The 26,246-nt window shown below is 63.0% G+C and carries 26 protein-coding genes; 4 read left to right on the top strand and 22 right to left on the bottom strand.

Translation table 11 applies throughout. The features are described from left to right. Window positions 1–2 precede the first annotated feature (2 nt). The 3 genes from AC56LV_RS10765 (at window position 3) to AC56LV_RS10775 (ending at window position 2,652) form a co-directional block, all read left to right on the top strand. On the top strand, window positions 3–1,274 hold the full coding sequence (locus tag AC56LV_RS10765; protein WP_499557520.1) for an RNA polymerase sigma factor: 1,272 nt from the start codon (window positions 3–5) through the stop codon (window positions 1,272–1,274). 111 nt (window positions 1,275–1,385) lie between these two features. Next, the gene (locus tag AC56LV_RS10770) at window positions 1,386–2,276 is read left to right on the top strand and encodes an MBL fold metallo-hydrolase (RefSeq protein WP_499557522.1); all 891 of its coding nucleotides are present in this window, start codon (window positions 1,386–1,388) and stop codon (window positions 2,274–2,276) included. A gap of 115 nt (window positions 2,277–2,391) precedes the next feature. Then, on the top strand, window positions 2,392–2,652 hold the full coding sequence (locus AC56LV_RS10775; protein ID WP_499557524.1) for a hypothetical protein: 261 nt from the start codon (window positions 2,392–2,394) through the stop codon (window positions 2,650–2,652). Between the two features lie 49 nt (window positions 2,653–2,701). Here the strand turns inward: AC56LV_RS10775 and AC56LV_RS10780 are convergent, their stop codons facing one another. The 7 genes from AC56LV_RS10780 to rpsF all read right to left on the bottom strand — a co-directional run bounded on the left by AC56LV_RS10780 (window position 2,702) and on the right by rpsF (window position 7,533). After that, a complete protein-coding gene (locus AC56LV_RS10780; RefSeq protein WP_183555510.1) occupies window positions 2,702–3,712 on the bottom strand; it encodes an inorganic phosphate transporter in 1,011 nt (336 codons plus the stop codon). Window positions 3,713–3,732: 20 nt separating this feature from the next. Continuing rightward, window positions 3,733–4,359 carry a DUF47 domain-containing protein gene (locus tag AC56LV_RS10785; RefSeq protein ID WP_183555511.1) on the bottom strand — a complete coding sequence of 209 codons (627 nt, stop codon included), beginning with the start codon at window positions 4,357–4,359 and terminating at the stop codon, window positions 3,733–3,735. 113 nt (window positions 4,360–4,472) lie between these two features. Further along, window positions 4,473–5,861, bottom strand: a complete 1,389-nt coding sequence (locus AC56LV_RS10790; protein WP_183555512.1) for a replicative DNA helicase — start codon at window positions 5,859–5,861, stop codon at window positions 4,473–4,475. Window positions 5,862–5,980: 119 nt separating this feature from the next. Then, window positions 5,981–6,433 carry a 50S ribosomal protein L9 gene (gene rplI / locus AC56LV_RS10795; protein WP_183555513.1) on the bottom strand — a complete coding sequence of 151 codons (453 nt, stop codon included), beginning with the start codon at window positions 6,431–6,433 and terminating at the stop codon, window positions 5,981–5,983. 36 nt (window positions 6,434–6,469) lie between these two features. Then, the gene (gene rpsR, locus AC56LV_RS10800) at window positions 6,470–6,760 is read right to left on the bottom strand and encodes a 30S ribosomal protein S18 (protein WP_183555514.1); all 291 of its coding nucleotides are present in this window, start codon (window positions 6,758–6,760) and stop codon (window positions 6,470–6,472) included. Window positions 6,761–6,788: 28 nt separating this feature from the next. Continuing rightward, window positions 6,789–7,088, bottom strand: a complete 300-nt coding sequence (gene priB, locus AC56LV_RS10805) for a primosomal replication protein N (protein ID WP_258835148.1) — start codon at window positions 7,086–7,088, stop codon at window positions 6,789–6,791. 37 nt (window positions 7,089–7,125) lie between these two features. Beyond that, entirely contained in the window at window positions 7,126–7,533 is a 408-nt protein-coding gene (gene rpsF, locus AC56LV_RS10810; RefSeq protein WP_183555516.1) for a 30S ribosomal protein S6, read from the bottom strand. A gap of 294 nt (window positions 7,534–7,827) precedes the next feature. Here rpsF and lexA point away from each other — a divergent pair, with 294 nt between their 5' ends. Beyond that, on the top strand, window positions 7,828–8,457 hold the full coding sequence (gene lexA / locus AC56LV_RS10815; protein WP_332531557.1) for a transcriptional repressor LexA: 630 nt from the start codon (window positions 7,828–7,830) through the stop codon (window positions 8,455–8,457). Between the two features lie 64 nt (window positions 8,458–8,521). Here the strand turns inward: lexA and AC56LV_RS10820 are convergent, their stop codons facing one another. The 15 genes from AC56LV_RS10820 to leuB all read right to left on the bottom strand — a co-directional run bounded on the left by AC56LV_RS10820 (window position 8,522) and on the right by leuB (window position 26,219). After that, on the bottom strand, window positions 8,522–9,316 hold the full coding sequence (locus AC56LV_RS10820; protein WP_499557526.1) for a tetratricopeptide repeat protein: 795 nt from the start codon (window positions 9,314–9,316) through the stop codon (window positions 8,522–8,524). Window positions 9,317–9,351: 35 nt separating this feature from the next. Beyond that, window positions 9,352–10,593 carry a cystathionine gamma-synthase family protein gene (locus tag AC56LV_RS10825; RefSeq protein WP_499557527.1) on the bottom strand — a complete coding sequence of 414 codons (1,242 nt, stop codon included), beginning with the start codon at window positions 10,591–10,593 and terminating at the stop codon, window positions 9,352–9,354. Between the two features lie 2 nt (window positions 10,594–10,595). Beyond that, on the bottom strand, window positions 10,596–12,116 hold the full coding sequence (purF, locus tag AC56LV_RS10830) for an amidophosphoribosyltransferase (RefSeq protein WP_499557529.1): 1,521 nt from the start codon (window positions 12,114–12,116) through the stop codon (window positions 10,596–10,598). 62 nt (window positions 12,117–12,178) lie between these two features. Continuing rightward, the gene (locus tag AC56LV_RS10835) at window positions 12,179–12,667 is read right to left on the bottom strand and encodes a CvpA family protein (protein WP_499557531.1); all 489 of its coding nucleotides are present in this window, start codon (window positions 12,665–12,667) and stop codon (window positions 12,179–12,181) included. A gap of 13 nt (window positions 12,668–12,680) precedes the next feature. Continuing rightward, entirely contained in the window at window positions 12,681–13,694 is a 1,014-nt protein-coding gene (locus AC56LV_RS10840) for an SPOR domain-containing protein (RefSeq protein ID WP_499557533.1), read from the bottom strand. A gap of 12 nt (window positions 13,695–13,706) precedes the next feature. After that, entirely contained in the window at window positions 13,707–15,005 is a 1,299-nt protein-coding gene (gene folC, locus AC56LV_RS10845; RefSeq protein ID WP_499557535.1) for a bifunctional tetrahydrofolate synthase/dihydrofolate synthase, read from the bottom strand. 139 nt (window positions 15,006–15,144) lie between these two features. Next, window positions 15,145–16,017 carry an acetyl-CoA carboxylase, carboxyltransferase subunit beta gene (gene accD / locus AC56LV_RS10850; protein WP_332531550.1) on the bottom strand — a complete coding sequence of 291 codons (873 nt, stop codon included), beginning with the start codon at window positions 16,015–16,017 and terminating at the stop codon, window positions 15,145–15,147. Window positions 16,018–16,404: 387 nt separating this feature from the next. Beyond that, the gene (locus AC56LV_RS10855) at window positions 16,405–16,689 is read right to left on the bottom strand and encodes a hypothetical protein (protein WP_499557537.1); all 285 of its coding nucleotides are present in this window, start codon (window positions 16,687–16,689) and stop codon (window positions 16,405–16,407) included. A gap of 321 nt (window positions 16,690–17,010) precedes the next feature. Then, window positions 17,011–17,811, bottom strand: a complete 801-nt coding sequence (trpA, locus tag AC56LV_RS10860; RefSeq protein WP_499557539.1) for a tryptophan synthase subunit alpha — start codon at window positions 17,809–17,811, stop codon at window positions 17,011–17,013. A gap of 75 nt (window positions 17,812–17,886) precedes the next feature. Next, a complete protein-coding gene (gene trpB, locus AC56LV_RS10865) occupies window positions 17,887–19,140 on the bottom strand; it encodes a tryptophan synthase subunit beta (RefSeq protein ID WP_482899646.1) in 1,254 nt (417 codons plus the stop codon). Continuing rightward, a complete protein-coding gene (locus AC56LV_RS10870) occupies window positions 19,109–19,816 on the bottom strand; it encodes a phosphoribosylanthranilate isomerase (RefSeq protein WP_499557541.1) in 708 nt (235 codons plus the stop codon). Before AC56LV_RS10870 ends, trpB begins: the two co-directional genes overlap by 32 nt. Window positions 19,817–19,824: 8 nt before the next feature. After that, on the bottom strand, window positions 19,825–20,625 hold the full coding sequence (gene truA / locus AC56LV_RS10875; RefSeq protein WP_499455041.1) for a tRNA pseudouridine(38-40) synthase TruA: 801 nt from the start codon (window positions 20,623–20,625) through the stop codon (window positions 19,825–19,827). Further along, window positions 20,622–23,696 carry a motility hub landmark protein FimV gene (locus AC56LV_RS10880; RefSeq protein WP_499557543.1) on the bottom strand — a complete coding sequence of 1,025 codons (3,075 nt, stop codon included), beginning with the start codon at window positions 23,694–23,696 and terminating at the stop codon, window positions 20,622–20,624. The genes truA and AC56LV_RS10880 overlap by 4 nt, the downstream gene beginning before the upstream one ends. A gap of 298 nt (window positions 23,697–23,994) precedes the next feature. Beyond that, on the bottom strand, window positions 23,995–25,122 hold the full coding sequence (gene asd / locus AC56LV_RS10885; RefSeq protein WP_183555530.1) for an aspartate-semialdehyde dehydrogenase: 1,128 nt from the start codon (window positions 25,120–25,122) through the stop codon (window positions 23,995–23,997). A gap of 26 nt (window positions 25,123–25,148) precedes the next feature. Next, complete coding sequence (leuB, locus tag AC56LV_RS10890; protein WP_499557546.1) at window positions 25,149–26,219, bottom strand: 3-isopropylmalate dehydrogenase; 1,071 nt, start codon at window positions 26,217–26,219, stop codon at window positions 25,149–25,151. Window positions 26,220–26,246 lie beyond the last annotated feature (27 nt).

Raw genomic sequence — 26,246 nt, forward strand, 5'->3', positions numbered from 1 at the left:
CAATGGCGGGCGACATCGACAATCTGCTGGCCGCGCTATGGCGCATCGAATCGGCGCGCATCGTTGGCAGCGTGGCGCGCATCGTGCGCGATGTCGGTCTGGCCGAGGAACTGGCGCAGGATGCCGTTGTCGCCGCACTCGAACACTGGCCGCGCGACGGTGTGCCGGATCGACCGGGCGCGTGGCTGATGACCACGGCCCGCAACGTCGCGCTCGACCTGTTGCGGCGTGACCGTCTGCTGCGCGGCAAGCTCGAACAGATCGGTGCCGACCTCGATGCCCTGGAGTCGATGCAGGTGCCCGATATTGCCGATGAACTCGATGCGCGGCAGCGGGCCGTGGTCAAGGACGACCTGCTGCGTCTGATGTTCACCGCTTGCCATCCCGTACTGTCGCTCGATGCGCGCCTGGCGCTCACGCTCAAGCTGCTCGGCGGGTTGTCTACCGCCGCGATCGCACGCGCCTTCCTCGTCTCCGAAGCGACCATGGCCCAGCGCATCGTGCGCGCCAAGCGCACCCTGAACGACGCCCGTGTTCCCTTCGACCTGCCGGCCCCTGGCGAGCTGGGAGAGCGGCTGGGCGCGGTGCTCGAAGCGGTCTACCTGATCTTCAACGAAGGCTATAACGCCAGCACCGGTAACGACTGGATGCGTCCAGCCCTGGTCGACGAGGCACTGCGCCTGGGCCGTATCCTGGCCGAGCTTGCACCGGCCGAACCGGAAGTCCACGGCCTGGTCGCACTGATGCAATTACAGGCCGCGCGCATGGCTGCGCGCCTGGACGCTGCGGGGCGGCCGGTGCTGCTGCTCGACCAGGACCGCTCACGCTGGGATCGGTTGCTGCTCAGGCGCGGCCTGGCCGCCCTGGCGCGCGCCGGTGCAGTTGGCGAGCCACGCAGCTACGTGCTACAGGCCGGGATCGCCGCCTGCCATGCGCGCGCGCAGCGTGCGGAACTCACCGACTGGCACCGCATCGCCGCCTTGTACGGCCAGCTCGCTGTCTGCCAGCCATCTCCCGTGGTGGATCTTAATCGCGCAGTCGCCATCAGCATGGCCGACGGCCCGGCGGCAGGCCTTGCCATCGTCGAGCGGCTGGCGCAGGATGGCCGGCTGAACGGCTACCACTGGCTGCCAAGCGTGCGTGGCGATCTGCTTCACAAGCTCGGCCGCTACGATGAGGCATGCGCTGAGTTCGAGCGTGCAGCCACCATGACAGCCAATGCCGCCGAGCGCGACCTGCTGCTGGCGCGGGCCCGTCACAGTTGCTCCACATGACACTGCACCCTTCCATGCACAAGACATTTTTCTCATACCGATGCCCGCGAGCTACAATCTCGCTATGATCTAGGCTGTATTGTGCGGTTCTGACCTGGCAGGGAATGCATCATGAAATTTCGTTTTTGGGGAGTCCGCGGATCGATCCCGTCCCCTGGGCCACGCACGGCGCGCTACGGCGGCAACACGACCTGCATCGAGGTGCGCACCGATGGCGACACGCTGATCGTGCTCGATGGCGGCACCGGCCTGTTCCCGCTGGCCCAGCACCTGCTGGCCCGGCCACCCGTGCACGCCAATATCTTCATCACGCACAGCCACTGGGATCATATCCATGGCCTGCCCTTCTTCACGCCGCTGTTCGTCAAGGGCAGCCGTGTGCGCCTGCATGGCGCGCACGACCCGGTAACGGGCCGCGGCATCGAGCACGTGATGGGCGTGCAGCTACAAAACAGCTATTTCCCGGTCGGCGAAACGGACATGAGCGCCACCATCGAGTACTGCACGCTGACGATCGGTGAACCGATCGCGCTCGGCGATGCGCTGGTAGCGAACGTGGTGACGAACCACCCGGTCACCAATCTCGGCTACCGCATCGACTGCGACGGCAAGTCGCTGTTCTTCACGGGGGACCACGAGCCCTGGTACAACCCGCATCCGGCCGGGCACCCGCTGTACGCAGCGGCCGAGGTGCAGATGCGCGACGCCGAACGTCGCATGGACGCCGTGATGGCGGGCGTGGACGCGCTGATCGTCGATTGTTCGTACACGCGCGACGAATACCCATCCAAGCGGGGCTGGGGCCACGGTACGTTTGACGGCGCCATCTCGATGGCGCTGCGCGTTGGCGCGCGCACGCTGTACTGCACGCACCACGAACCGACGCGCGGCGACGATGACCTCGAGGCGGCGTTTGCCGACGTGATGGCGCGCCACGCCGGCTGCCTGGGCGAGCTGCAGGTGCTGCTGGCCTACGAAGGCCTTGCCGTCGATCTCGGCTAGCCGACGTCACGCCCAAGCTCACCTGTCAATTCTGTCAGGATACCGTGCACGTCTTCCGGCGTAGAATGATATGCGGCTGTCAATACTGAACAGCCACCCTACCGAGCCCGCCACCATGACCTTTCCGCTGACATCACTCTTCACCTCGTGCGCTGCCGCCCTGTTGCTGGCCGCCTGTACCACCCCTGCCCCTGCCAGCACGGCCCCCGACGGCGCGAAGACGGCCAGCGTGCGCGAAGAACGCAGCACCCCGATTGGCACCTACCTGCCACGCAAGAAAGGCCAGACGGTCAACAATGCCGGCACCGTCAGCGACGTCGAGCGTGAGAACATGAAAAATTCCGGCGTCGGCACGGGCGCGATGACGCAGCACTGAAAAGAAAACGGCGCCAATGGCGCCGTTTTCAATCATGATCAAGCCACGATTACATGATCTTGGTGCCGATCCACCAGGCCACCGCCGCCATGAAGGCCGACGCTGGAATCGTGAAGATCCATGCCCACACGATATTGCCGGCCACGCCCCAGCGCACGGCCGAGGTCTTGCGCGCAGCGCCCACGCCGACGATGGCGCCGGTGATCGTGTGCGTCGTCGACACCGGAATACCGAACGCGCTCGACAGCAGCAGCGTGACCGCACCGCCGGTCTCGGCGCAGAAACCGCCGACCGGCTTGAGCTTGGTGATCTTCTGGCCCATGGTCTTGACGATGCGCCAGCCGCCGAACAGCGTGCCGAACGCGATCGCCGCGTAGCACGAGATGATCACCCAGGCCGGTGGATACTCGGCCGTCGCGCTCGTGTACCCGGCGGCGATCAGGAGCATCCAGATGATGCCCATCGTCTTTTGCGCGTCGTTGCCGCCGTGGCCCAGCGAATACGCCGCCGCCGACACCAGCTGCAGTTTGCGGAACAGGTTGTCGACCTTTCTGGGCGTGGACTTCACGAAGATCCAGGCCACCATCAGCATGATGATCGAGCCCAGCACAAAGCCCAGCAGTGGTGCGACGACGATAAAGGCCACGGTCTTGATCAGGCCGCCCGAGATCAGCGATCCGGTGCCCGCTTTCGCCACGGCCGCGCCCACCAGGCCGCCGATCAGTGCGTGCGACGACGACGAGGGAATGCCGTAGTACCAGGTGATGACGTTCCACGAGATCGCCCCGACCAGGGCGCCGAAGATCACGTAATGGTCGACTACGTGCGGGTCGATCGTGCCCTTGCCGATGGTTTGGGCGACCTTCATATTGACCACGAAGATCGCAATGAAGTTGAAGAATGCCGCCATTGCGACGGCGTGCTGGGGTTTCAGGACCCCGGTCGAGACCACGGTGGCAATCGAGTTTGCCGAATCGTGAAAACCGTTCATGAAGTCGAATACCAGTGCCAGGAGCACGAGCATTCCCAGCACGTAGATGCTGATGTTGAGATTATCCATGGTTATGCAGGCCGCGACGCTTACGCGTTCTCGACGATGATGCCTTCGATGATGTTGGCCACGTCTTCGCAGCGATCGGTGACCGTCTCGAGAATCTCGTAGATGGCCTTCATCTTGATCAGGTTGCGCACGTCCGGCTCGTCCCGGAACAGCTTGGACATCGCCGCGCGCATCACGTGATCGGCGTCCGATTCCAGGCGGTCGATCTCTTCGCACAGTGCGACCATCTTGGCGGCATTGTCCATATTGTGCAGCAGCGAAACGGCTTCCTGCACCTTTAGGCAGCAGGCCAGGCACAGCTCGGCCAGGCGTTTGGCTTCCGGCGTCACCGCTTGCAGGTCGTACAGCGAAATCGTCTGGGCCGCGTCTTCCATCATGTCCAGGATGTCGTCCATGCGCGTGATCAGCTTGTGGATGTCGTCGCGGTCGATCGGCGTGATGAAGCTCTTGTGCAGCAGGTCCACCGTGGCATAGGTGATCTTGTCCGCCTGCTTTTCGATCGTCTCGATCGCATGGGTGCGGGTTTCGAGATCGTCGAAATTGGTCATCAGGCTGACCATTTCCTGCGCCCCTTTGACGCACAAGGCGGCGTGCTGATTGAAAAGATCGAAAAACTTGCCCTCGGTGGGCATGAAACGTCCAAACATAGATTCTCCGTATTGACTCTCTGGGATTACGCGGTCGCGCCGGGAATGCGGCCACGCGTAAAGGCGGCCATTAAAACATCAATGGCCGCCTTGGTGTTACTACAAATGGTTATTTAGTCACCCTGATACACAGACAGGTTGCCGCTGTAATTGCCGAACTTGGTGTACTGGCCGATCCAGGTCAGGCGGATGGCGCCAATCGGACCGTTACGCTGCTTGCCGATAATGATTTCGGCCGTGCCCTTGTCGGGCGAATCGGGGTTATAGACCTCGTCGCGGTACAGGAAGATGATGACGTCGGCATCCTGCTCGATTGCGCCGGATTCGCGCAAGTCGGACATCACGGGGCGCTTGTTTGGCCGTTGCTCCAGCGAGCGGTTCAGCTGCGACAGCGCCACCACCGGGCACTGCAGCTCTTTGGCCAGGCCCTTGAGCGAACGGGAAATTTCCGAGATTTCGGCGGTACGGTTGTCCCCCGGCTGGCTACCCTGCATCAGCTGCAGGTAGTCGACGATGATCAGGCCCAGCTTGCCGCACTGGCGCGCCAGGCGCCGCGCACGTGCGCGCATCTCGATCGGGTTCAGCGCCGGCGTTTCGTCGATGTACAGCTGGGCGTCGTTCATCTTCTGGATGGCGTGCGTCAGGCGCGGCCAATCCTCGTCGTTCAGGCGGCCCGTACGCAGGCGGTGCTGGTCGAGCTGGCCGACCGAGCCCAGCATACGCATTGCCAGCTGGGTGCCACCCATCTCCATCGAGAAGATCGCGACCGGCAGACCCGCTTCAATGGCAACGTTCTCGCCGATATTGACGGAGAACGCCGTCTTGCCCATCGACGGACGGCCGGCAACGATGACAAGGTCGCCCGGCTGCAGACCCGACGTCATGCGGTCGAGGTCGATGAAGCCGGTTGGCACGCCGGTGATTTCGCCCTGGTTTTCGCGGCTATAGAGCTCGTCGATGCGCTCGACGACTTGCGTCAGCAGCGGCTGAATCGGATTCCAGCCCTGCTGGCCGCGCGAGCCGGATTCGGCAATCGCAAAGATCTTGGACTCGGCTTCGTCAAGCATCTGCTTGACTTCCTTGCCCTGCGGGTTGAACGCATTGCCCGAGATTTCATCGGCCACGGTGATCAGCTTGCGCAGGATGCCGCGGTCGCGCACGATCTCGGCGTAGCGCCGGATATTCGCGGCGGACGGCGTATTCTGGGCCATCGCGTTCAGGTATTGCAGGCCGCCCACATCATCGGCCTTGCCGAGCTGGTTGCAGGCCTCGTAGACGGTGATCACGTCGGCCGGTTTGCCGCCGTTAATCAGGCGCACCATCTGTTCGAAGATGATGCGGTGGTCGTAGCGGTAGAAGTCTTCCGCGTTCATGAAGTCGGCGATACGGTCCCACGCGGCGTTATCGCGCAGCAGGCCGCCAATGACGGATTGCTCGGCTTCGATGGAGTGCGGGGGGATGCGCAGGGCGTCGAGTTGCGGATCTGGAGATGCTGCGTTCATGGGCGGGATTATACCTTTTCCAGTCCTGTGACTGACATGGTTGGAAAGCCGAAAAGCAAAAAAGCCGGGCGAACCCGGCTTTTTCAGAACTGCGTGCTCAGCACATGTACAGCGTGTGCTTAGGCAGCTTCGCCCACAACGGCGACGGTGATTTCCGACACGACGTCGGTGTGCAGAGCGACTGCAACCGGGAATTCGCCGGTGGTTTTCAAAGGGCCGGTCGGCAGGCGCACTTGCGACTTCTCGACAGCGAAACCTTGCTTGGTCAGCGCTTCGGCGATGTCGAAGTTGGTGACCGAACCGAACAGACGGCCATCAACGCCGGCCTTCTGGCCGATGGTGACGGTCATGCCGCTCAGCTTGTCGCCTTCGGCCTGGGCAGCCGACAGCTTTTCAGCTGCTGCTTTTTCCAGTTCGGCGCGCTTGGCTTCGAACTCGGCGACGGCGCCGGCGGTAGCGCGGCGGGCCATCTTTTGTGGGATCAGGAAGTTACGTGCGTAACCGTCCTTGACCTTGACGACGTCGCCCAGGTTGCCGACGTTGACTACTTTTTCCAACAGAATGATTTGCATAGTGATCTCCAGATATCTGACTGTCGTGACCGACGATTAACCGTGGTGCAGGTCGGTGTACGGCAGCAGCGCAAGGTAGCGTGCGCGCTTGATCGCGGTGTCGACCTGACGCTGGTAGTGCGCCTTGGTGCCGGTCAGACGTGCTGGCATGATCTTGCCGTTTTCCTGGACGAAGTCCTTCAGGGTGTCGACGTCCTTGTAGTCCACCTGCTCAACGCCAGCGGCGGTGAAGCGGCAGAATTTCTTGCGCTTGAACAGCGGGTTTTGCTGTTTGCGCTTCTCTTTGAGTTTCGCTTTGTTTTTGTCGAACTTTTTACCGAATGCCATTTGAGGCTCCTGTATCTAAATTGCCGGGTTAAGCGGCACTGAAATCAATGATGTGAAACACCAGGGCTTTGCTGTTGCGATTTTTCCGTGCAAGAAATCCGTTGAACCTGTAGCTGGCGCCCAATTCGGCGCTGGCAAACCTGCCCGAAATCTCGCCCGCGGCGAACGCGGGGACTTCGAACGCGACCGACCTTTCGACTCCGGCCTCTTCCTGCTGCGATTCGTGCATCAGGACGGCTGAAACGATTGGCACACCGGCCGGGGTGTAACGCAGTACGTCGCGCTCGGCGATGGTCGCCATGAGCTGGAGGTGGTTTGCGTTATGCACCCGGTGTTACTGGTTACTACGAATAACTGGGAAAAACTTAAGCAGCAGCAGGCGCTGGCGCAGCGGCTGGAGCGGCTGCTGGCGCAGCGGCTTCGGCACGGTGGCTCTTGGCTGCGTCTTCGCGCTGCACCGATTTCATCATCGGCGACGGTGCGGTTTCAGCTTTTTTCAGCTTGACGGTCAGGTGACGCAGAACCGCATCATTGAACTTGAATGCAGTTTCCAGCTCGACCAGGGTCTCGTTGTCGCATTCGATGTTCAGGCAGATGTAGTGTGCTTTTGGCAGCTTCTGGATCTGGTACGCCATCTGGCGGCGGCCCCAGTCTTCAACGCGATGGATGTTACCGCCGCGGCTGGTCACCGTGGTCTTGTAACGCTCGATCATCGCCGGAACTTGTTCGCTCTGGTCCGGATGGACGATAAAAACGATTTCATAATGACGCATGCATTACTCCTTGAGGACGTTTAACAAATGCCCACCTCGGCGTCAAGACGAGTGTGGGAAGGGAAAGCCGGCAATTATAACCTGAATATCGGTGACTTGGAAACCCCCGATGATGCTTTATCGCCTCGATTGGCCCCGCATTTGGCGTATCTGACTCGACAATTCCAGCGTTTTGACGGCTATTTGCACCCTGAATCACGATTTTCGCGATATTTTTCGCGTTTCCCCTTGCGCGCGCGAGAATACTGTACAAAAATACAGGTTACATACATAACCGGTTGCTGTAACACATTTATGCTAAAGCTCACTGCACGGCAAGAACAGATCCTGAACCTGATCAAGGAAGCGATCGAGAACACCGGTTTCCCCCCAACCCGGGCTGAAATCGCTTCTGAACTGGGTTTCCGCTCGGCCAATGCGGCTGAAGAACATCTGCAAGCACTGGCGCGCAAGGGCGCCATCGAAATTTCACCTGGCACATCGCGCGGCATCCGCCTGATCGGCGCGAGCGTCGAAGCGATCCCGATGCCGCCGCCGTCGTTCATGTCGCTGCCGCTGGTCGGGCGCGTTGCGGCGGGTAATCCGATCCTGGCGCAAGAGCACGTCGAAGCCACCTACAACGTCGACGCGGCCATGTTCGCGGCGCGGCCTGATTTTCTGCTAAAGGTCAAAGGCTGGTCGATGCGCGATGCAGGCATCATGGATGGCGACTTTTTGGCGGTCAAGAAAATCGACAGCGCCAAGAACGGCCAGATCGTCGTTGCGCGCCTGGGCGACGAAGTCACGGTCAAGCGCTATCGCAAGACGGGCGACCTGGTCGAACTGCTGCCAGAAAACCCTGACTTCAACATCATTGCCGTCTCGCCAGACGAAGAATTCGCGCTCGAAGGCCTGGCTGTCGGCTTGATGCGTAGCTGGAACTGATGTAATGGCGCCGGCCTCCCCGGCCGGTGCCTGCTTTACCCGGCGTTGCCCTACCCGGCATTGCTCAGTTCGACGCCTTCTTCACCACGGCGTTGTGCTGGTTGATGAATGCCTCGGTGGCATTGCGCCACGCTGCAAAATCCGCCAGGATCATCTTTGAATTGACCTTCGCGCCTTCCGCGATATTCTGCCGCACCTGCTCCAGGTGGGCTGCCGAGGCGTCCGCCTCCTGCTTGTTCATGAGCTTCGCAATATCGGCCGGGATCTTCTTGGTCAGCGGCGACTGCGCATTCAGGTTCGTCACCATCTTGTTGTAGCAGTCCTGCCAGCCCGTCACCAGCTTGTTGACGCGATCGATCTCGTCATTCACTTTCGACACGGCCGGAATGCGCGGCGACGGGCAGCGGTATTCGCCTGACTGTAATTCGGCGCCGTCATAGCCCTTGATCCAGTAATCGATCTCGGCGCGTTTGGTCACGCGCTGTTCCATCACGACCAGCGATTCGGCCGCGACCTTGTTGCCCTTGGCGGCCGACTTTTCGAACAATGCCCTGGCCGCCGGCTCGTCGACGGCACCGGCTTCGCCATACCAGTACATCTGTCCCAGCTGCTGCTGCGCTTGCGGATTGCCGGCGTTGGCCAGCTTGGTATAGAGCTTGAGCGCGCCCGCATAATCCTTCTTTTCAAACAGCGCGTTGGCGTCTTCCAGCTCGCCCGCATAGGCGCCGCTGGCAATAGTCAGAGAAAGGCAGAGCAGGAAACGGTTCATGGGCATCCGAAGAAAATGACAAGCTGACGATGGGGCATCATAGCCCCCTTTTACAGTGGAACTCAACCGTAAAAATGACAAGGCCGGCATCGCGCCGGCCTTCTTTGCATGCCTTTACACCGTGCTTATGCGTCCAGCGCCTGGCGGAAGTCTTCGACCAGGTCGTCGGTGTCCTCGATGCCCACCGACACGCGGATCAGCGACTCGGCAATGCCCATGCTGGCGCGGCGCTCGGCGCCCATCTCGAAGAAGATCGTGTGCGCCACCGGGATGACCAGCGTGCGATTGTCACCCAGGTTCGAGGCAGGAATCGCCAGCTGCAGGCGGTTGAGGTAATCGAACGGATCGATGGACTCGTGCAGCTCAAAGCTGAGCAGCGAACCGCCGGCGCGAAACAGCGACGTGACGATACCGTGCTGCGGATGCGACGCCAGGCCCGGATAGTGGACCTTGGCCACGCGCTCATCAGCTTCGAGCATCGTGGCCAGCGCCAGTGCATTGGCACAGGTACGGGTCATGCGCAGCGCCAGCGTCTCGGCGCCAACGGCGATGTGATGCGCCGCTTCCGGCCCGAGCGACGCGCCGAAGTCGCGCAGTGCTTTCGCGCGCAGCTGCGCCATGCCCTGGGCCTGCGCTGGCTGCTTGCGAAAGTTCGGTGCGATGTTCGGGTACGCGCTCCAGTCGAACAGGCCGGTGTCGGTCAGCGCGCCGCCCAGCGCAATGCCGTGGCCGCCAATCGACTTGGTCAGCGAGTTGACCACGAGACCGGCGCCCACGTTCTTCGGGCGGAACAGCCATGGCGACGTCATCGTGTTGTCGACCACGTACAGGATGCCCCGCTCACGGCACAGCTCGCCGATGCGGGCCAGGTCCGCCACTTGCGTGCGCGGATTGGCGATCGTCTCGACGAATACCATGCGCGTGTTTGGCGTCAAGGCTGCTTCGACCTGCGCCACATCGGTCGCGTCTACAAAGGCAACATCAACGCCCTGCCCCGCCACCGTCTGCCACAGGCTGTTGGTATTGCCAAACAAGAAGCTTGACGAGACGATGGCGTCGCCTGCCTTGAGCAGCGCCTGGAACAGCGCGCCGATGGCGGCCATGCCAGTGCCGAAGCACAGCGTGGCGACGCCATCTTCCATCTTGCTGACCTTGTCCTCGAGCGCGCTGATGGTGGGATTGCCCTGGCGACCGTAACGGAAGCCCGGCTCCTTGCCCTGGAACACGGACGCCAGCTGACGCGCATCCGTGTAGCCGAACGCGACCGACGTGTGGATCGGCTTGTGCAGCGAACCGTGCTCGATCGGCTTGTGCCGGTCGTTGTGCAGGATCGTCGTGGTAAAGCCGTAGGTCTTTTTCTCGCTCATGCTTACTCGGCTGGAACGGCAGGGTTCAGATTCAGTTGGGTGCGGACCTGGTCTTCATCCTTGGCAGCAGGATTGTGACGCGCCGTTTCCTGGCGATCAAGGTATTCCGGGGTCACGTCGCCCGTCACGTAGATGCCGTCGAAGCACGATGCCTCGAAGTTCTTCAGTGCCGGATTGACGTCCGAAATCGAACGCTTGAGGGCATCGATGTCCTGGTAGATCACGCGGTCGGCCGTGATCTCGCGGCAGACTTCTTCGGTCGTGCGGCCATAGGCGATCAGCTCGTCGCGGGTCGGCATGTCGATGCCGTACACGTTCGGGTACAGCACCGGTGGCGCGGCCGACGCAAAGTACACCTTGCGCGCGCCGGCTTCACGGGCCATCTGCACGATTTCGCGGCTGGTCGTGCCGCGCACGATCGAATCGTCGACCAGCAGCACGTTCTTGTCCTTGAACTCGGAAATGATCGCGTTGAGCTTCTGGCGCACCGATTTCTTGCGCATGCCCTGGCCCGGCATGATGAAGGTGCGGCCGATGTAGCGGTTCTTGATGAAGCCTTCGCGGTATTCGACACCCAGTTTCAGCGCCAACTGGATCGCAGCCGGCCGCGACGAATCGGGAATCGGCATGACGACGTCGATGTCCTCGACCGGGATTTCACTGAGCACCTTGTCGGCCAGGTATTCACCCATGCGCAGGCGCGTGGCGTAGACCGAGGCGCCGTCGATCACCGAGTCCGGACGGGCCAGGTAGACGAATTCGAACGCGCACGGGTTCAGCGATGGATTTTCGGCGCACTGGCGCTCGGACAGCTTGCCGTCGTTGCTGATAAAGACCGCTTCGCCCGGCGCGATGTCGCGCATGAAGCGAAAGCCCAGGCCTTCGAGGGCGACCGACTCGCTGGCCACCAGGTATTCGTTGCCGTTTTCGGTTTCGTTCACGCCCAGGCACAGCGGACGGATGCCGAACGGATCGCGGAAGGCCAGCATGCCGTGGCCGGCGATCTGCGCAACGACAGCATAGGCGCCACGCACGCGGCGGTGCACGACAGCAACCGCTTTGAAGATCGCGTCGGCGTCGAGCGAGAAGCCATCGGCCGCCTCCTGGATTTCGTGGGCCAGCACGTTGAGCAGCACCTCGGAATCGGAATCGGTGTTGATGTGACGGCGGTCGTTGCGGAACAGCTCATCCCTGAGCTGGGCCTGATTGGTCAGGTTGCCGTTGTGCGCGAGCGTGATGCCGAATGGCGCGTTGACGTAGAACGGTTGCGCCTCTTCTTCGCTCGACGAACCTGCGGTCGGGTATCGGCAGTGGCCGATTCCGGTGTTGCCTTGCAGCGAACGCATGTTCCGGGTACGGAAAACGTCACGTACCAGGCCGTTGGCCTTGAACATCGAGAACATGCTGCTGTGATTGGTCGCAATGCCCGCAGCGTCCTGACCGCGGTGCTGCAGCAGCAGCAATGCATCGTACAGAAGCTGGTTGACGGGAGACTGCGAAACGACGCCGACGATGCCACACATGAGGTGCTCCTAAAAGCTTGGGTGCAAAATGACAGAAAACTGCGAAAACAGCGACTACTGATTCAGTAATTAATATGCTGCGCGAAGGCAGCTGGCAAGAATGGTTTGACGGTGCGCGCGCCGGTCTCGGCGATGGGCGACAACAGCGCGTCGCGCCAGAATGCCTGCTGCGGGATTGCCGTCATCCCGCACAATATGACGCCGGCCAGCACGATCACAATGCCCCGCGCCAGGCCGAACAGGCCGCCCAGGCCTCGGTCCGCCAGCGACAGGCCGGTGGCGGCAACCACGGCGCCAATTGCCATCGACAGCAGGCCCATCAGGATTCGTACGCCCAGGAACAGCACGATGAAGGCCGCCATCAGGCGCGCGGACCCGCCCGGAATGACCTCGGGCAGCAAGGGCGCGAGCTGGGCGCCATAGACATTGGCCACCACGAAGGCGACGACCCAGCCCACCAGCGACAGGATTTCCTTTACCAGGCCGCGCAGCGTGCTGATCACGACGGAGGCGATCAGCACGAACAGCACCAGGTAATCGAAAATCGTCACGCGGCAGCGAGGATCAGAGTGGCACCATCGAGCCGGACAGACCGATGCCACTCAGTTTGGCGCGCACTTTCTCTGCTTCTTCCTTGCTGAACGGGCCGACCCGCACGCGGATCAGTTCGCCAGACTTCTGGGTGAACGAGGCAACGCCGGCAGCGCGCAGGCGGCTTTGCAACTCGGTGACTTTTTCCTGGCTGGCCAGCGCGGCAACCTGCACCACGAAGCGTGGCGCCGGGCCTTCGGCCTTGACCGTTTTCGGCTCGGCCCTGGCGGCCGGCTTGTCTTCGAGGATCGCGATGGCGCGGGCAGCGTCGTCCGGACGGGCAGGCTTGGCGACCTGCTCGGCTTTCGGATGCGACTCGGCGGCTTTCTCGGCGACTTTCACTGGCTTTTTCTCGGGCTCGGGCTTTTTTTCGGGTTCTAGCTTGCGCTCGGCCTTGACGGGTTCAGGCTTCGTCACCGGCTTGGCTTCAGGTTCAGCCTTCGGTTTTGCTTCAGGCTTCGGCTTGACGGTCTCAACTGGCTTGGCAGTCTCGACTGGCTTGGCCGGCTCGAGCATGCGCATCGGTGGCACCTCGCTGGTCACTGGCGCTGCGGCCACGGCGACCGGCGGCGTGCGCGTGCCGGCCGGCGGCGCCGGAACGGGCTCGATGATTTCTTCGTCGCTATCGACGCTGGCCGTTGGCGCAACCTGCTCGGACGGCACCGGCAACGGTGCAGCCTTGTCTTTATCAGGGATGTGGATGGCGATATCGGTGGCCAGCGGCTTGGGCTCGGAATCGAGCAGCATCGGCAGGGCCACGACGGCGGCCAGGACGAGCGCAACGGCGCCGACCAGGCGGCGGCGCGCGCGTTTTTTCTCGGGCAGGATCGGATCGCCGCGGCTCGAGCGGCGACCGCCCTCACCGGCCGAGCTGGCGCGCTTGGAGCGTGCGCGCTCGGTGTAGGCGGCCTCGTCGTCCTTGACGAAGTGACCGCTGTCGCGAACAGTTTCTTGCTTGTTTTTAGTGCCGAACGAGAACAAGCCCATGCGATTGAGGTATCAGTGTAGTGAGGATTTACGGGCCGCCATCACGCCGGCAACCGTGTAGAACGAACCAAAGACCACAATTCTATCATTCTCCTCAACCCGGCTCAGCGCATTCGCGTAAGCGTCGGCGGGCGAATCGAAGACAGTCACCGAAAAATCGCCTGCTTTCGCACCCGCTGGCTTCAATTCAGCGATCTTCTCGGCCAGCGCCGCAGGGTCGGCCGAGCGCGGCGAATCGAGGCGCGTGACGCACCAGTGGTCAATCACCGAGGCCATCGGCGCGATGACGGCGTCGATGTCCTTGTCGTCCATGATGCCGAACACCGCGTACGTAAAGCGGTGAAAGCCCATATTGCCGAGGTTCTGCGCGAGCGTCGCCGCGGCGTGCGGATTGTGGGCCACGTCGAGCACCTGGGTCGGCCGGCCGGCCAGCACCTGGAAGCGCCCCGGCAGCTCGACCAACGCCAGGCCGGCGCGGGTTTCCTGGGCGCCGCACGGCACGGTCATGCGCAGCGCTTCGAGGGCGGCCAGCGCCGCCGATGCATTGAGCAACTGGTTGGCACCGCGCAGGGCCGGATAGGCCAGCGAATTGCGGCGCCCGGTGCGGCCGGCAAAGCTCCACTGCTGCTGGTCGCCCTGGTAGTTGAAGTCGCGGCCCAGCAGCCACAGGTCGGCGCCGATGCTGGTCGCATGGTCGATCAGCGACTGGGGCGGCACCGGGTCGCTGCAGATCGCGGTTTTGCCGGCGCGGAAAATGCCGGCTTTTTCGAAGCCGATTTTTTCGCGCGTGTCGCCGAGATAGGCCGTGTGGTCGATGTCGATGCTGGTGACGATCGACACGTCGGCGTCGATCACGTTGACGGCATCGAGACGCCCACCCAGGCCGACTTCGAGGATGGCGACGTCGATCTCGCTCGTTGACAGCAGGTGCGCGATGGCGAGTGTCGTGAATTCGAAGTACGTGAGGTCGGTATCGCCGCGCGCGGCTTCGACGGCGTTGAAGGCGGCGATGAGAACGTCATCGGAGGCCATCTCGCCATTGATGCGGGCGCGCTCGTTGAAGTCGAGAAAGTGCGGCTTGATGTAGAGGCCGACGCGGTAGCCGGACTGCAGCAACACCGACTCGAGCATCGCGCAGGTCGAGCCCTTGCCGTTGGTGCCGGCCACCATGATCACGGGACACGAGAACGCGAGCTGCAGGCGCTCCTTGACGGCGCGGACGCGGTCCAGGCCCATGTCGATATGGGTTTCGGCATGACGCGATTCGAGCAGCGCCAGCCAGTCGGGCAAGGTAGTCGGAAGTGGGGACATGGTGCTCAGAAAAGAGAAAATCGGCGGGTGATGCGGGGAATGTAAAAGGCGACCGCGGGGGCCGCCGTCTGGCATGCCCGCGCCGGTCGCCCGTGGCGATCATGTTCGCGGGTTGCCCTCGCGGCGGCCTGTGAATCGATCAGGCCAGGACTTCGGTCGCCTGGTTTTGCAGCAGGGCCAGCAGGCGCGCAATTTCTTCGCGCATCTTGCGGCGGTCGACGATCATGTCGACAGCGCCCTTCTGGACCAGGAACTCGGCGCGCTGGAAGCCTTCCGGCAATTTCTCACGCACCGTGTTCTCGATGACGCGCGGGCCGGCAAAGCCGATCAGGGCTTTCGGCTCGGCGATGACGACGTCGCCCATGAAGGCGAACGAGGCCGAGACACCGCCCATCGTCGGATCGGTCAGCACGCTGATGAACGGCAGCTTCTTTTCGGACAGCTTGGTCAGCATCGCGGTGGTCTTGGCCATCTGCATCAGCGACAGCAAACCCTCTTGCATGCGCGCGCCGCCGGTGGCGGTGATGCAAATGAACGGCACCTTCTGCTCGAGCGCAACTTGCGCGCCACGCACGAAACGCTCACCGACCACCGAGCCCATCGAGCCGCCCATGAATTCGAATTCGAAGCAGGCCACGACCACCGGCAAGCTCATGATCGAACCACCCTGGACGATCAGCGCATCGGTCTCGCCGGTGGCTTCCATCGCCGCCTTGAGGCGGTCCGGATACTTCTTGCTGTCCTTGAACTTCAGGGTATCGACTGGCAAGGTCTCCTGGCCAATGTCGTAGCGACCGCCTTCATCGAGCAGCGCATCCAGACGCGCACGGGCACGGATGCGCATGTGATGGGAGCACTTCGGGCACACGTGCAGGTTGGACTCGATATCCGCCCGGTACAGCACTGACTCGCACGATGGGCACTTGACCCAGAGGCCCTCGGGCATGGTCTTGCGGTTAGCGGCATCGGAGCGCTGGATCCGAGGGGGCAGCAGTTTTTCCAACCAACTCATATTCTCTCCTTTGCGGCAAATCTTACAGTGGGGCGTAGTGTAGCCGCTCGGAGGCAGCTTGTCGAATCGTAGCAAGCCACCAATATTGCCAACAAAACATCACCCGCCGCCACCCCCCCCCGAGCCCACGTCCACCGCCACCAATAATGAGGGTCAGAGTCGAATTGTTTGACAACTTTCGATAATTTCCCAATAAATAGCACCGATCCTCGGCTGAATGAACGCAGAGTTTAATCTCCGAAGCAAAATGAGGGACAGAGTCACGTTGAAGAGCTAAATAATCAATTTCCCAACAATTAGGGTCAGAGTAGACTTATTGGGCAATTCCTCAAAGTTGTCAAACAATTCGACTCTGACCCTAATTTATTTTCGCGGCAATTTTGGCGATTATTTCGTTGGCAAAGCGATGTCGTTGACGGTGTATTCAACGCCTCCCAAGCGTGCAGCTACGATGTTATATATCCACGCACTTAGCATTCCTGCCAGATAGATGCTGACGATATACACAACTGCAAACAGAATGACCACGCCTGTACCAATTGACGGCACCTCCACGCCCGTCAGGATGGCGAGGAGAACGATCGCCAGGACCGAGAGCATAGCAACAAAATAAACTGCCGCCAGCATCTTTCCAAACTGGGCCACTGCAATGTGCTTGACACGCTTTTTCATCGAACACTCCCTCAAGTTGAGCTACGGAGAGATCAATTTACTGAGGGAAAATGAAAAAGCTTTAAGCTGGCGCAACCAGCAAGAGAGATGTGGCAATACGCCTGTGAAAAACCCACCAGCCATAACCATCGCAACCGGTTATTAAAAAGATTCGCCCGGCAATCACCAAAAGTTGTCAAACAATTCGACTCTGACCCTAATTGGATTGCAAAAGCCTGGAGACAATCGCAATGAGGGTCAGCGTCGAATTAAGTGACAACATTTTCCGATGAAATTGCTCAATAATTCGACTCTGACCCTAATTGATATAACGGCGGCGGATCAGCGCGCGTCGAGGGCGGTGCGGATGGTGGTGGTGAAGGCGCGGACGGCGTCGACGGCCTGGTCTGGCGGGCTGTTTTCGATTTCCTGGATGATGCGGCTGCCGATCACGACAGCGTCGGCCACTTCGGCGACGGCTCTCGCCGTGGCGCCGTCGCGGATGCCGAAGCCCACGCCGATCGGCAGCTTGACGTGCTCGCGGATCGCGGCCACGCGGCGGGCGACGTCGGCGGTGTCGATGGTGCCGGCGCCCGTCACGCCTTTCAGCGAGACGTAGTAGCTGAAGCCGCCGCCGTACTGGGCCACTTGCTTGACGCGCTCCGTGGTCGACGTCGGCGCGAGCAGGAAGATCAGGTCCAGGCCGTTGTCGCGCATCTCGGTTGCGAACGCGGCGCATTCTTCGGGCGGGTAGTCGACGACGATGGCGCCGTCAGCGCCCGCCTCTTTTGCGCAGCGGATGAATTCGGTCTGGCCGATGCGTTCGATCGGGTTGGCGTAGCCCATCAGGACGACCGGCGTGTCGGGATCGTTCTTGCGAAATTCGCGCACGAAGCCGAACACGTCTTTCAGGCCGACGTTGAATTTCAGGGCGCGCTCGCAGGCGCGCTGGATGACCGGGCCTTCGGCCATCGGGTCCGAAAACGGCACGCCCAGTTCGAGGACATTGGCGCCGCCCTCCACCAGTGCGTGCATCAGCGGGACGGTCAGTTCGGGACCCGGGTCACCTGCCGTGATGAAGGTGACGAGCGCGGTCTTGTTGTCCGCTTTAAGTGCGGTAAAAGTCTGTTCGATGCGGGACATGCTGGGTTCCTCTGATAATCGGAAAAGGCGAATGCCCCGGCTGACCGGGGCACGATGGAATGGTTGATGCCGGCATCAGCCGAAATCAAGCCCCATCCGCTGCGCCACCGTGTGCATGTCCTTGTCGCCGCGGCCCGACAGATTGACCAGGATGATCTGGTCCTTCGGCAGCGTTGCCGCCAGCTTCACCGCATACGCGATCGCGTGCGACGATTCCAGCGCCGGAATGATGCCTTCGATACGGCAGCAGTCGTGGAACGCCTGCAGCGCTTCGTCGTCCGTGATCGACACGTACTCGGCGCGCAGCGTATCCTTCAGCCACGCGTGCTCGGGCCCGACGCCCGGATAATCCAGGCCCGCCGACACCGAATGCGTCTCGATGATCTGCCCGTTCTCGTCCTGCAGCAGGTAGGTGCGGTTACCGTGCAACACACCTGGCAGGCCGGAGGTCAGCGACGCCGAGTGCTTGCCCGAATCCAGGCCCTCCCCCGCCGCCTCGACGCCCACCAGCTTGACGCCCGGTTCGCCGATATACGGATAGAAGATGCCCATCGCGTTCGAGCCGCCACCGATGCAGGCAACGACGTAGTCAGGCTGACGCCCCGTCATCGCAGGCATCTGCACGCGGCACTCTTCGCCGATCACCGCCTGGAAGTCGCGCACCATCATCGGATACGGGTGCGGGCCGGCCACGGTGCCGATGATGTAGAAGGTGTTTTCGATGTTCGTGACCCAGTCGCGCATCGCTTCGTTGAGCGCATCCTTGAGCGTTTTGGAGCCCGATTCCACCGGCACCACGGTCGCGCCCAGGAGCTTCATGCGGTACACGTTCTGAGCCTGGCGCTTGACGTCCTCGCTGCCCATGTAGATCACGCATTCCAGGCCGAAGCGCGCGCAGATGGTGGCCGTGGCCACGCCATGCTGGCCGGCGCCGGTTTCGGCGATGATGCGCGGCTTGCCCATGCGCCGTGCCAGCAGCGCCTGGCCGATCACGTTGTTGATCTTGTGCGCGCCGGTGTGGTTCAGGTCTTCGCGCTTGAGGTAGACCTGCGCGCCGCCGGCCATTTCGGACCAGCGCCGCGCGTGGTACACGGGCGACGGCCGGCCGACGAAGTGAGCCAGCTCGTAGCGGTATTCTTCGAGAAATTCAGGGTCTTGCGCGTACTTTGCGTAGGCTTCGCTCAGCTCGGCCAGCGCGTGCGTCAGCGTCTCGGCGACGAATGAGCCGCCGTAGGGGCCGAAGTGCCCCTGCGCGTTCGGCAGGGCGTAATCAGGGGTCTTGAACAGCGGCGCGGCGTTAGGCGCTGCCTTGAAGGGGGTGTTCTGCATGGTATGTCTCGCTATGAATAGTGGCATCGGCTGCCCGCACGGCTGCGACAAACGCGGCCATCTTGCGGGCGTCCTTGATACCTTTTGCGGCTTCGACACCACTGCTGATGTCGACGGCAAAAGGCCGAACGCGTACGACACCGTCAGTGGTGTTGTGTACGTTCAAGCCACCACTCAAAACGACCCGAGGCGCGAGCTCTTTTGGGATGAGAGACCAATCGAAGACCTTTCCTGCGCCGCCATAAGCGTCCACGTAGGTGTCAAGCAGAAGGCTTGAAAACCATGGACTGGCGGTGCGGTATGCAAGCTCACATTCTAGCAGCGTGCCAGGGATCGTGTCAGGCTTGACCCGAAACGCGCGCATGAACGGGCGCTGGACGGCCGCCGCAATCGCCGCGCACTGCTCGACCGTCTCATCGCCATGGAACTGGATCAGCGCGAGCGGCATCGCCGCCGCGACTTCCTGCACCTCGGCCAATGTGGGATTGACGAACAGCGCGACGCCGCTGACAAACGGCGGCAGGCCGGCGCACAAGGCGCCGGCCCGCTCTGGCGTCACGTAGCGCGGGCTCTTCGGATAGAACACGAAGCCCAGGGCGTCGGCGCCCACGGCGACAGCGGCGCTCAGGTCTTCTTCGCGGGTGATCCCGCAGATTTTGATACGGGTACGGTGCATATGCTTCCTTACAGCCAGGGCAGAGGCGCGACCGCCTCCTGCGGCAGCTTCCAGCTTGGATCGTACTCGATCTTCGCGAAATACAGGCCGTCGGGCATGAAGGTTGGCGCGGCGACGTCGCGCGAGCGGCTCTCGAGCACCTCGTGCATCCAGTCCGGCTCTTGCCGCCCCAGCCCGACATACACGAGCGAGCCGACAATATTGCGCACCATGTGATGCAGGAATGCGCTGGCGCGCAGCGTGAAGACGATGATGTCGCCATGGCGCTCGATGCGCACTTCGTGCATGTCCTTGACCGGGGTCTTGGCCTGGCAGCTCGACGCGCGAAACGCCGAGAAGTCGTGCGTGCCGATCAAGTGGCGCGCGGCGTCGATCATGCGCTCGACATCGAGCGGCCGGAACATCCAGCCGGCGCGGTTCGACAGCAGCGCCGATGGCGTCGGATGGTTGTACAGCACGTAGTGATAGGTGCGCGAGCGGGCCGAGAAGCGGGCATGGAATTCCAGGCCGTCCTCGCCCAGCGGCACCTCTTTGGCCCAGCGCACGACAATGGAATCGGGCAGGAAGGTGTTCACGCCGCGCACCCAGGCTTGCGTCGGGCGCACCAGATCGGTGTCGAAATGGACCACCTGCTCGATCGCGTGCACGCCCGTATCGGTGCGGCCGGCACACGTGGTGGCCAGCGGCGTGCAGGCGAACTTCTCGAGCGCCATTTCAAGACGGTCCTGGACCGTATTGCGCTCCGGCTGTTTTTGGTAGCCGTTCCAACCGGTGCCGATGTACTGGACACCCAGAACAATCCGCGTCACGCCAGCAGCTCTCGCATCGCGCTGGCACGGCCAACCTGCTCGGTGCTGCCGCCCTTGATGACTTCATCGAGCAGCTCGCGCGCGCCTTCCTTGTCGCCGATCTCCTGATACGCCACGGCCAGATCGAGCTTGGTTTCCATTTCCATGTGCTCGGGCGAGAGCGGCGCCGGCGCTGCAGCCATGTCGTCGACCGGGTCAGCATCGAACGCCGCTGGCGTCGGCGCATCGGCCGTGGCAGACGCCGGCAGATCCAGATCGAAGTCGAGCGCGTCGAGCGAGTTGCGCTGCGGCGTCGGCGCATCGGGCAGCGGCGGCAACGACAGCTCTTCGGGCGCTGGTACTGGCGCCGGGGTGTCCGGCAGATCAAACATGTCGAACGGATCGTCCTGACGCGCCGCGAAGTCTTTCGGTTCGGCGCCGCCAGACGCGCGCGGCTCGGCCGGCACACCGAAGTCCATCGCGTCCAGATCGAACAGCGGATCTTCTGACGCACTCGCGTTCGACGAGCCGCGCACGGCAGGCAGCGGATCGTTCACGGGCGCCGGCGTCGCCGGTGTGACCGGTGCGCCGAAGTCCATTGAATCGAGGTCGAATAGCGGATCGCTCGGCGCCGCAGTGGCGGCCGCCGGCTGCGCCGGGCTGGCCGGCAGCGACGGCAAACCGTCGAAGTCTTTGGCCAGACCGGCCATGTCGACCGGGGTGGCCTGCACTTGCGGCTGTGGCGTCAGGTCAAGCGAGAAGTCGTCGCGTGCATCGGCCGGGGTGGCCGGGGTGGCTGCGGTGGCCTGAGCCGGTTGCCCGGCAGGCGGCGCGTCAAAGTCCATGTCGAATTCAAGGTCGTTGACATCGGTCGACAGCGTGGATTCGGGCTTGCCTGCCGCTGCCGGCGGCAGCATGTCGAAGTCGAGGTCCGGCACGGCCGTCGCATCCGGGTCGGGCCGGCTTGCAGGCGCCGGGGCCGGCGTCGGCTCCGCGCGCTCGGCATCGGTCACCGGCTCGAACGTCAGCCCGCCAAGGTCGAAGTCGAGCGTGTTGTCGTCGGTGCGTGGCGCAGCCACCGGTTCGGCTTGCGGCGCGGCGGTGCGGTCCGCATCGTCCTTCGACAGCGAGATCGCAGACGCCCCAGCGACGGCGCCGGCGCCGGCCGCGCCAGCGATGGCGCCTGCACTGCTGTCGGTGCCCGCTGCCGGCTCGTCAGCACGCAGCGCATCCTGGTACTGCTGCGACAGGATGGCCTGCTGGCTGCGCTCCTGCGCCGACGGCATGTGCGCCGGCGCTGGCGCGGCGTTCGCGTACAGCGGATTTTGCGGATCAATCCCCAGGCCCAGCGCCGCAGCGTGTGCCCAGTCGTCGCCCTGGCCGTTCGTGAGCGCATGCAGCTCGCGCGCCTGCAGTTCGAACGCGCGGGCATCCTTGCGCGTAGCGTAGATCTCGAGCAGTTTCAACCGCACCGGATGACGGTCCGGATGCGTGCGCAGCGCTTCCTTCAGGATTTCCTCGGCCTGCGCGTCGCGGCCGTAGGCGATGTACACGTCGGCTTCGGCGACCGGATCGACTTCATTCGTATCGAGCTGGCTGGCCGATGGCGCGAAGCTCGAATTGAAGACGCTGTTGTTGGTGTCGACGCTCTGGCCGCCGCTTTCGGCGAACAGCGACTGGGCGCTGGCGCCCGGTGCGCCCAGCACCGACGGTTCGGTCGGCACCGGTTTCACTGGCGGGGCATTGCGCTTGCGGCGCTGCGCGATGCCGAACAGGATCAAGAGCAGCACCAAGAGGGCTGCGGCGATGTACAGCATATTGTCGAGCAGCGTGTCGACCAGGCCTTTTTCAGGCTCCGGCGCCGGCACCGGCTTTTTCAGGCGTGGATGCGTGACCGGCTTGGCCGGCGTCGCCACGACGGGCGCTGCTGCGGCGGCCTGCTCGGCTTCGGCGCCTGCACGGCTCGGCACCGTCATCAGGTTTTCCAGTTCGCCGACGTTCTTTTCGAGTTCCTTGACGCGGGCCTCTGCCTGTTCGAGCTCGCGCTGCTTGGCCAGCGTGTCTTCGACGCTGGCGGTGCCGGTCTGCGCCGTGCCGGCGGCGCCCGCCGTGGCCTTCGACAGGCGCAGCTTGTCCTGCGCTTCGTTGGCGGCGGTCGGTTGTTCTTCGACGCGCGCAGTCACGCGTCCGGTTGCGCTCTGCCCGCCCTGCGGCGCGCTGGCCGGGGTGCTGGCGGCCACCTGGCCGGCGAGCTTGTTGCGGTAGGCGTCAAAGTCAGCCGCATGCGCCACGACCACGCCGCGCGCTTCGCTCTGGCTCGCGCCACCACGCAGCGCGTCGCTATCGGGCACGCTCAGGATCTGGCCCGACTTCAGGCGGTTCATGTTGTTGCCGATGAAGGCCTCGGGATTGGCGCGGTAGAGCGCCACCAGCATCATGTCGAGCGAGATCTCGGCCGGCTTCACGCGGGTCGCGATGCCACTGAGCGTATCGCCGCGACGCACGCGGTAGGTGCTCTCGGCAGCTGCTGCATCGCGCTGCGTCGCCTGGCGCTGGGCGCCTTCGCGCGCGGCGGCGATGCGGGCCCGCTCGGCCGCGTCGGCGGCCGGTGCAGCAGCCGCGGCAGCGGCCGACGCCGCAACGGCTGGCTGCGACGCCGCGCGTGGCGCCGGGGTGCTGGCCACCTGCGCCGGCTGCGTCGTGCGCAGTTCGGCCGGATCGAGCAGGAACGTGTACTCACGCACCAGGCGCCCGTTATTCCAGGTCAGCTCAAGCAGCATGTCGACAAACGGTTCGTTCAGCGGCTGGCTGGAGTTCACGCGGATGATCTGGCGGCCACCACGCTGCTCGACGGCGAAACGCAGCGACAGCAGCGCCGGATTGAAGTCGATGTTCGCGCTGCGGAAGGCTTCGGGCGTGGCCAGCTTGACGGCCATGCTGGCCGGGTCTTCACCGGCGCTGGTCGTCAGTTCAATCTCGGCGCGCAGTGGCTGGCCAAGTGCCGACAACACGGTCAATTTTCCAAGCCCGGCCGCGCTGGCGGCGGAAGTGACGAACACTGCACTGGCAATCGCCGCAGTGAGGGTTTTCAACGCAGGTGCCATGAGCTGAGATTGTTCCGAAAAATGCATAGTGAGCAGCGAGTTAGTTGGCCGAGGGAAAGACGGTTTCCCGGAGTCTCAACATAACATCATGCTCTAGGGCACGCAAGCGATGCGCACGTTTACAGCAGGGGGAACGGGGTGTTTTGTGGCCTGTGAGACATGCCTTTACGGGGTTCGATAACCACCAGACATGGTAGTTGCAATGAATGCAACCGGCGATGACGAACTGGAAATAACGGGCCGGCCGCGAGGCAGCCGGCCCAGGGTATTGCAACAGCGCAGTCGCTTAGCGCTCCAGCACGATACGCAGCATGCGGCGCAGCGGCTCGGCCGCGCCCCACAGCAGCTGGTCGCCGACCGTGAACGCCGACAGGTAATCGTCGCCCATCGACATCTTGCGCAGACGGCCCACCGGGATGGTCAGCCCGCCCGTAACGGCGGCCGGCGACAGGTCGCGCATCGACGCTTCGCGGTTATTCGGCACAACCTTCGTCCACGCGTTGTGCGATGCGATGATGTCGCTGATCTCGTCCAGCGGCACGTCCTTCGTCAGCTTGATCGTCAGCGCCTGCGAGTGGCAGCGCATCGCGCCGATACGCACGCACAGGCCATCGACCGGAATCGGCTTGGCATCGAAGCCTGCGCCGCGACCCAGGATCTTGTTGGTCTCGGCGCCGGCCTTCCACTCTTCTTTCGACTGGCCATTGCCCAGGTCCTTGTCGATCCACGGGATCAGGTTGCCGGCCAGCGGCACGCCGAATTGCTTCGTTTCGTCAGCCGACAAACCATGCTGGGTTGCCAGCACGGTGCGGTCGATTTCCAGAATGGCCGATGCCGGGTTGTCCAGCAGTGGCTTGATTGCGCTGTTGATCGTGCCGAACTGCGTGAGCAGTTCGCGCATGTGCTGCGCGCCGCCGCCCGATGCCGCCTGGTAGGTCATCGACGTCATCCACTCGACCAGGCCTGCCTCGAACAGGCCGCCCAGACCGATCAGCATGCACGACACGGTGCAGTTGCCGCCAATGTAGTTCTTCACGCCGCGCGACAGTGCCGCGTCGATCACGGCGCGGTTGACCGGATCGAGCACGATGACCGCGTCGTCGTTCATGCGCAGCGTGGACGCGGCGTCGATCCAGTAGCCATTCCAGCCGGCCGCGCGCAGTTGCGGGAACACCTCGCTCGTGTAGTCGCCGCCCTGGCAGGAAATGATGATCTCGCATTTGGAGAGCTCGGCGATGTCGCTCGCGCTCTTCAGGGTGGTTTCATTCTTCGCCATCGCCGGCGCGGCGCCGCCCGGATTCGACGTCGTGAAGAACACCGGCTCGATGTGGTCGAAATCGCCCTCTTCCTGCATGCGCTGCATCAGGACCGAGCCAACCATGCCGCGCCAACCTACCAGACCAACTAATTTCATCGTCTTCTTTCAGTGTGATTACAGTGTTATCCGAGCGCCGCGACGACCGCGTTGCCCATCTCTTCGGTGCCCACGCGGGTGGACCCTGTTTCGTGAATGTCCGGCGTGCGCAGGCCCTGCGCCAGCACGTGCTTGACGGCGTTGTCAATGCGGTCGGCCTGCTCCGTCAGGCCAAAGGTAAAGCGCAGCATCATCGCGGCCGACAGGATCGTCGCCAGCGGATTGGCCACGCCCTGCCCCGCGATGTCCGGCGCCGAACCGTGCGATGGCTCATACAAACCCTTGTTGTTCGCATCGAGCGAGGCCGATGGCAGCATGCCGATCGAACCGGTCAGCATCGCGGCGGCGTCCGACAGGATATCGCCGAACATGTTGCCAGTCACGAGCACATCGAATTTTTTCGGCGCCCGCACCAGTTGCATGGCGGCGTTATCGACGTACATATGGTCGAGTTCGACGCCGGCGTATTCCTTGTGGACGTCGGTGACGATGTCGCGCCAGAACTGGCCGGTCTCGAGCACGTTGGCCTTGTCGACGCTGGTCACGCGCTTGTCGCGTTTCAGCGCGGCCTGGAACGCCACGTGGGCGATCCGGCGGATCTCGCCTTCGGCGTAGCGCATCGTGTCGAAGCCTTCGCGCTGGCCCTTGAACGGACCGTCCGGGCATTCGCGCACGCCGCGTGGCTTGCCGAAGTAGATGTCGCCGGTCAGTTCGCGGATGATCAGGATATCCAGGCCCGACACGACCTCGGGCTTGAGCGTCGAGGCGCCGGCCAGCTCCGGGTACAGGATCGCCGGACGCAGGTTGGCGAACAGGCCCAGTTCACGGCGCAGGCCAAGAATCGCCTGCTCGGGGCGCAGCGCGCGCTCGAGCGCGTCGTATTTATAGTCGCCCACGGCGCCGAACAGCACCGCGTCGGCATCCTTGGCCAGCTTGAGCGTGTTGTCCGGCAGCGGGTGGCCGTGCGCGGCGTAGCCGGCGCCGCCCACTTCTGCGGTGTCCATCTCGAAGCGCTCACCGAGCGCGTTCAAAACCTTGACCGCCTGGGCGGTGATCTCCGGGCCGATGCCGTCACCCGGCAGGATCGCAATCTTCATGCTCGTCTTTCTTGTCTTGGTTTCTTG

It is taken from the genome of Telluria sp. RB2R28 (assembly GCF_059685835.1).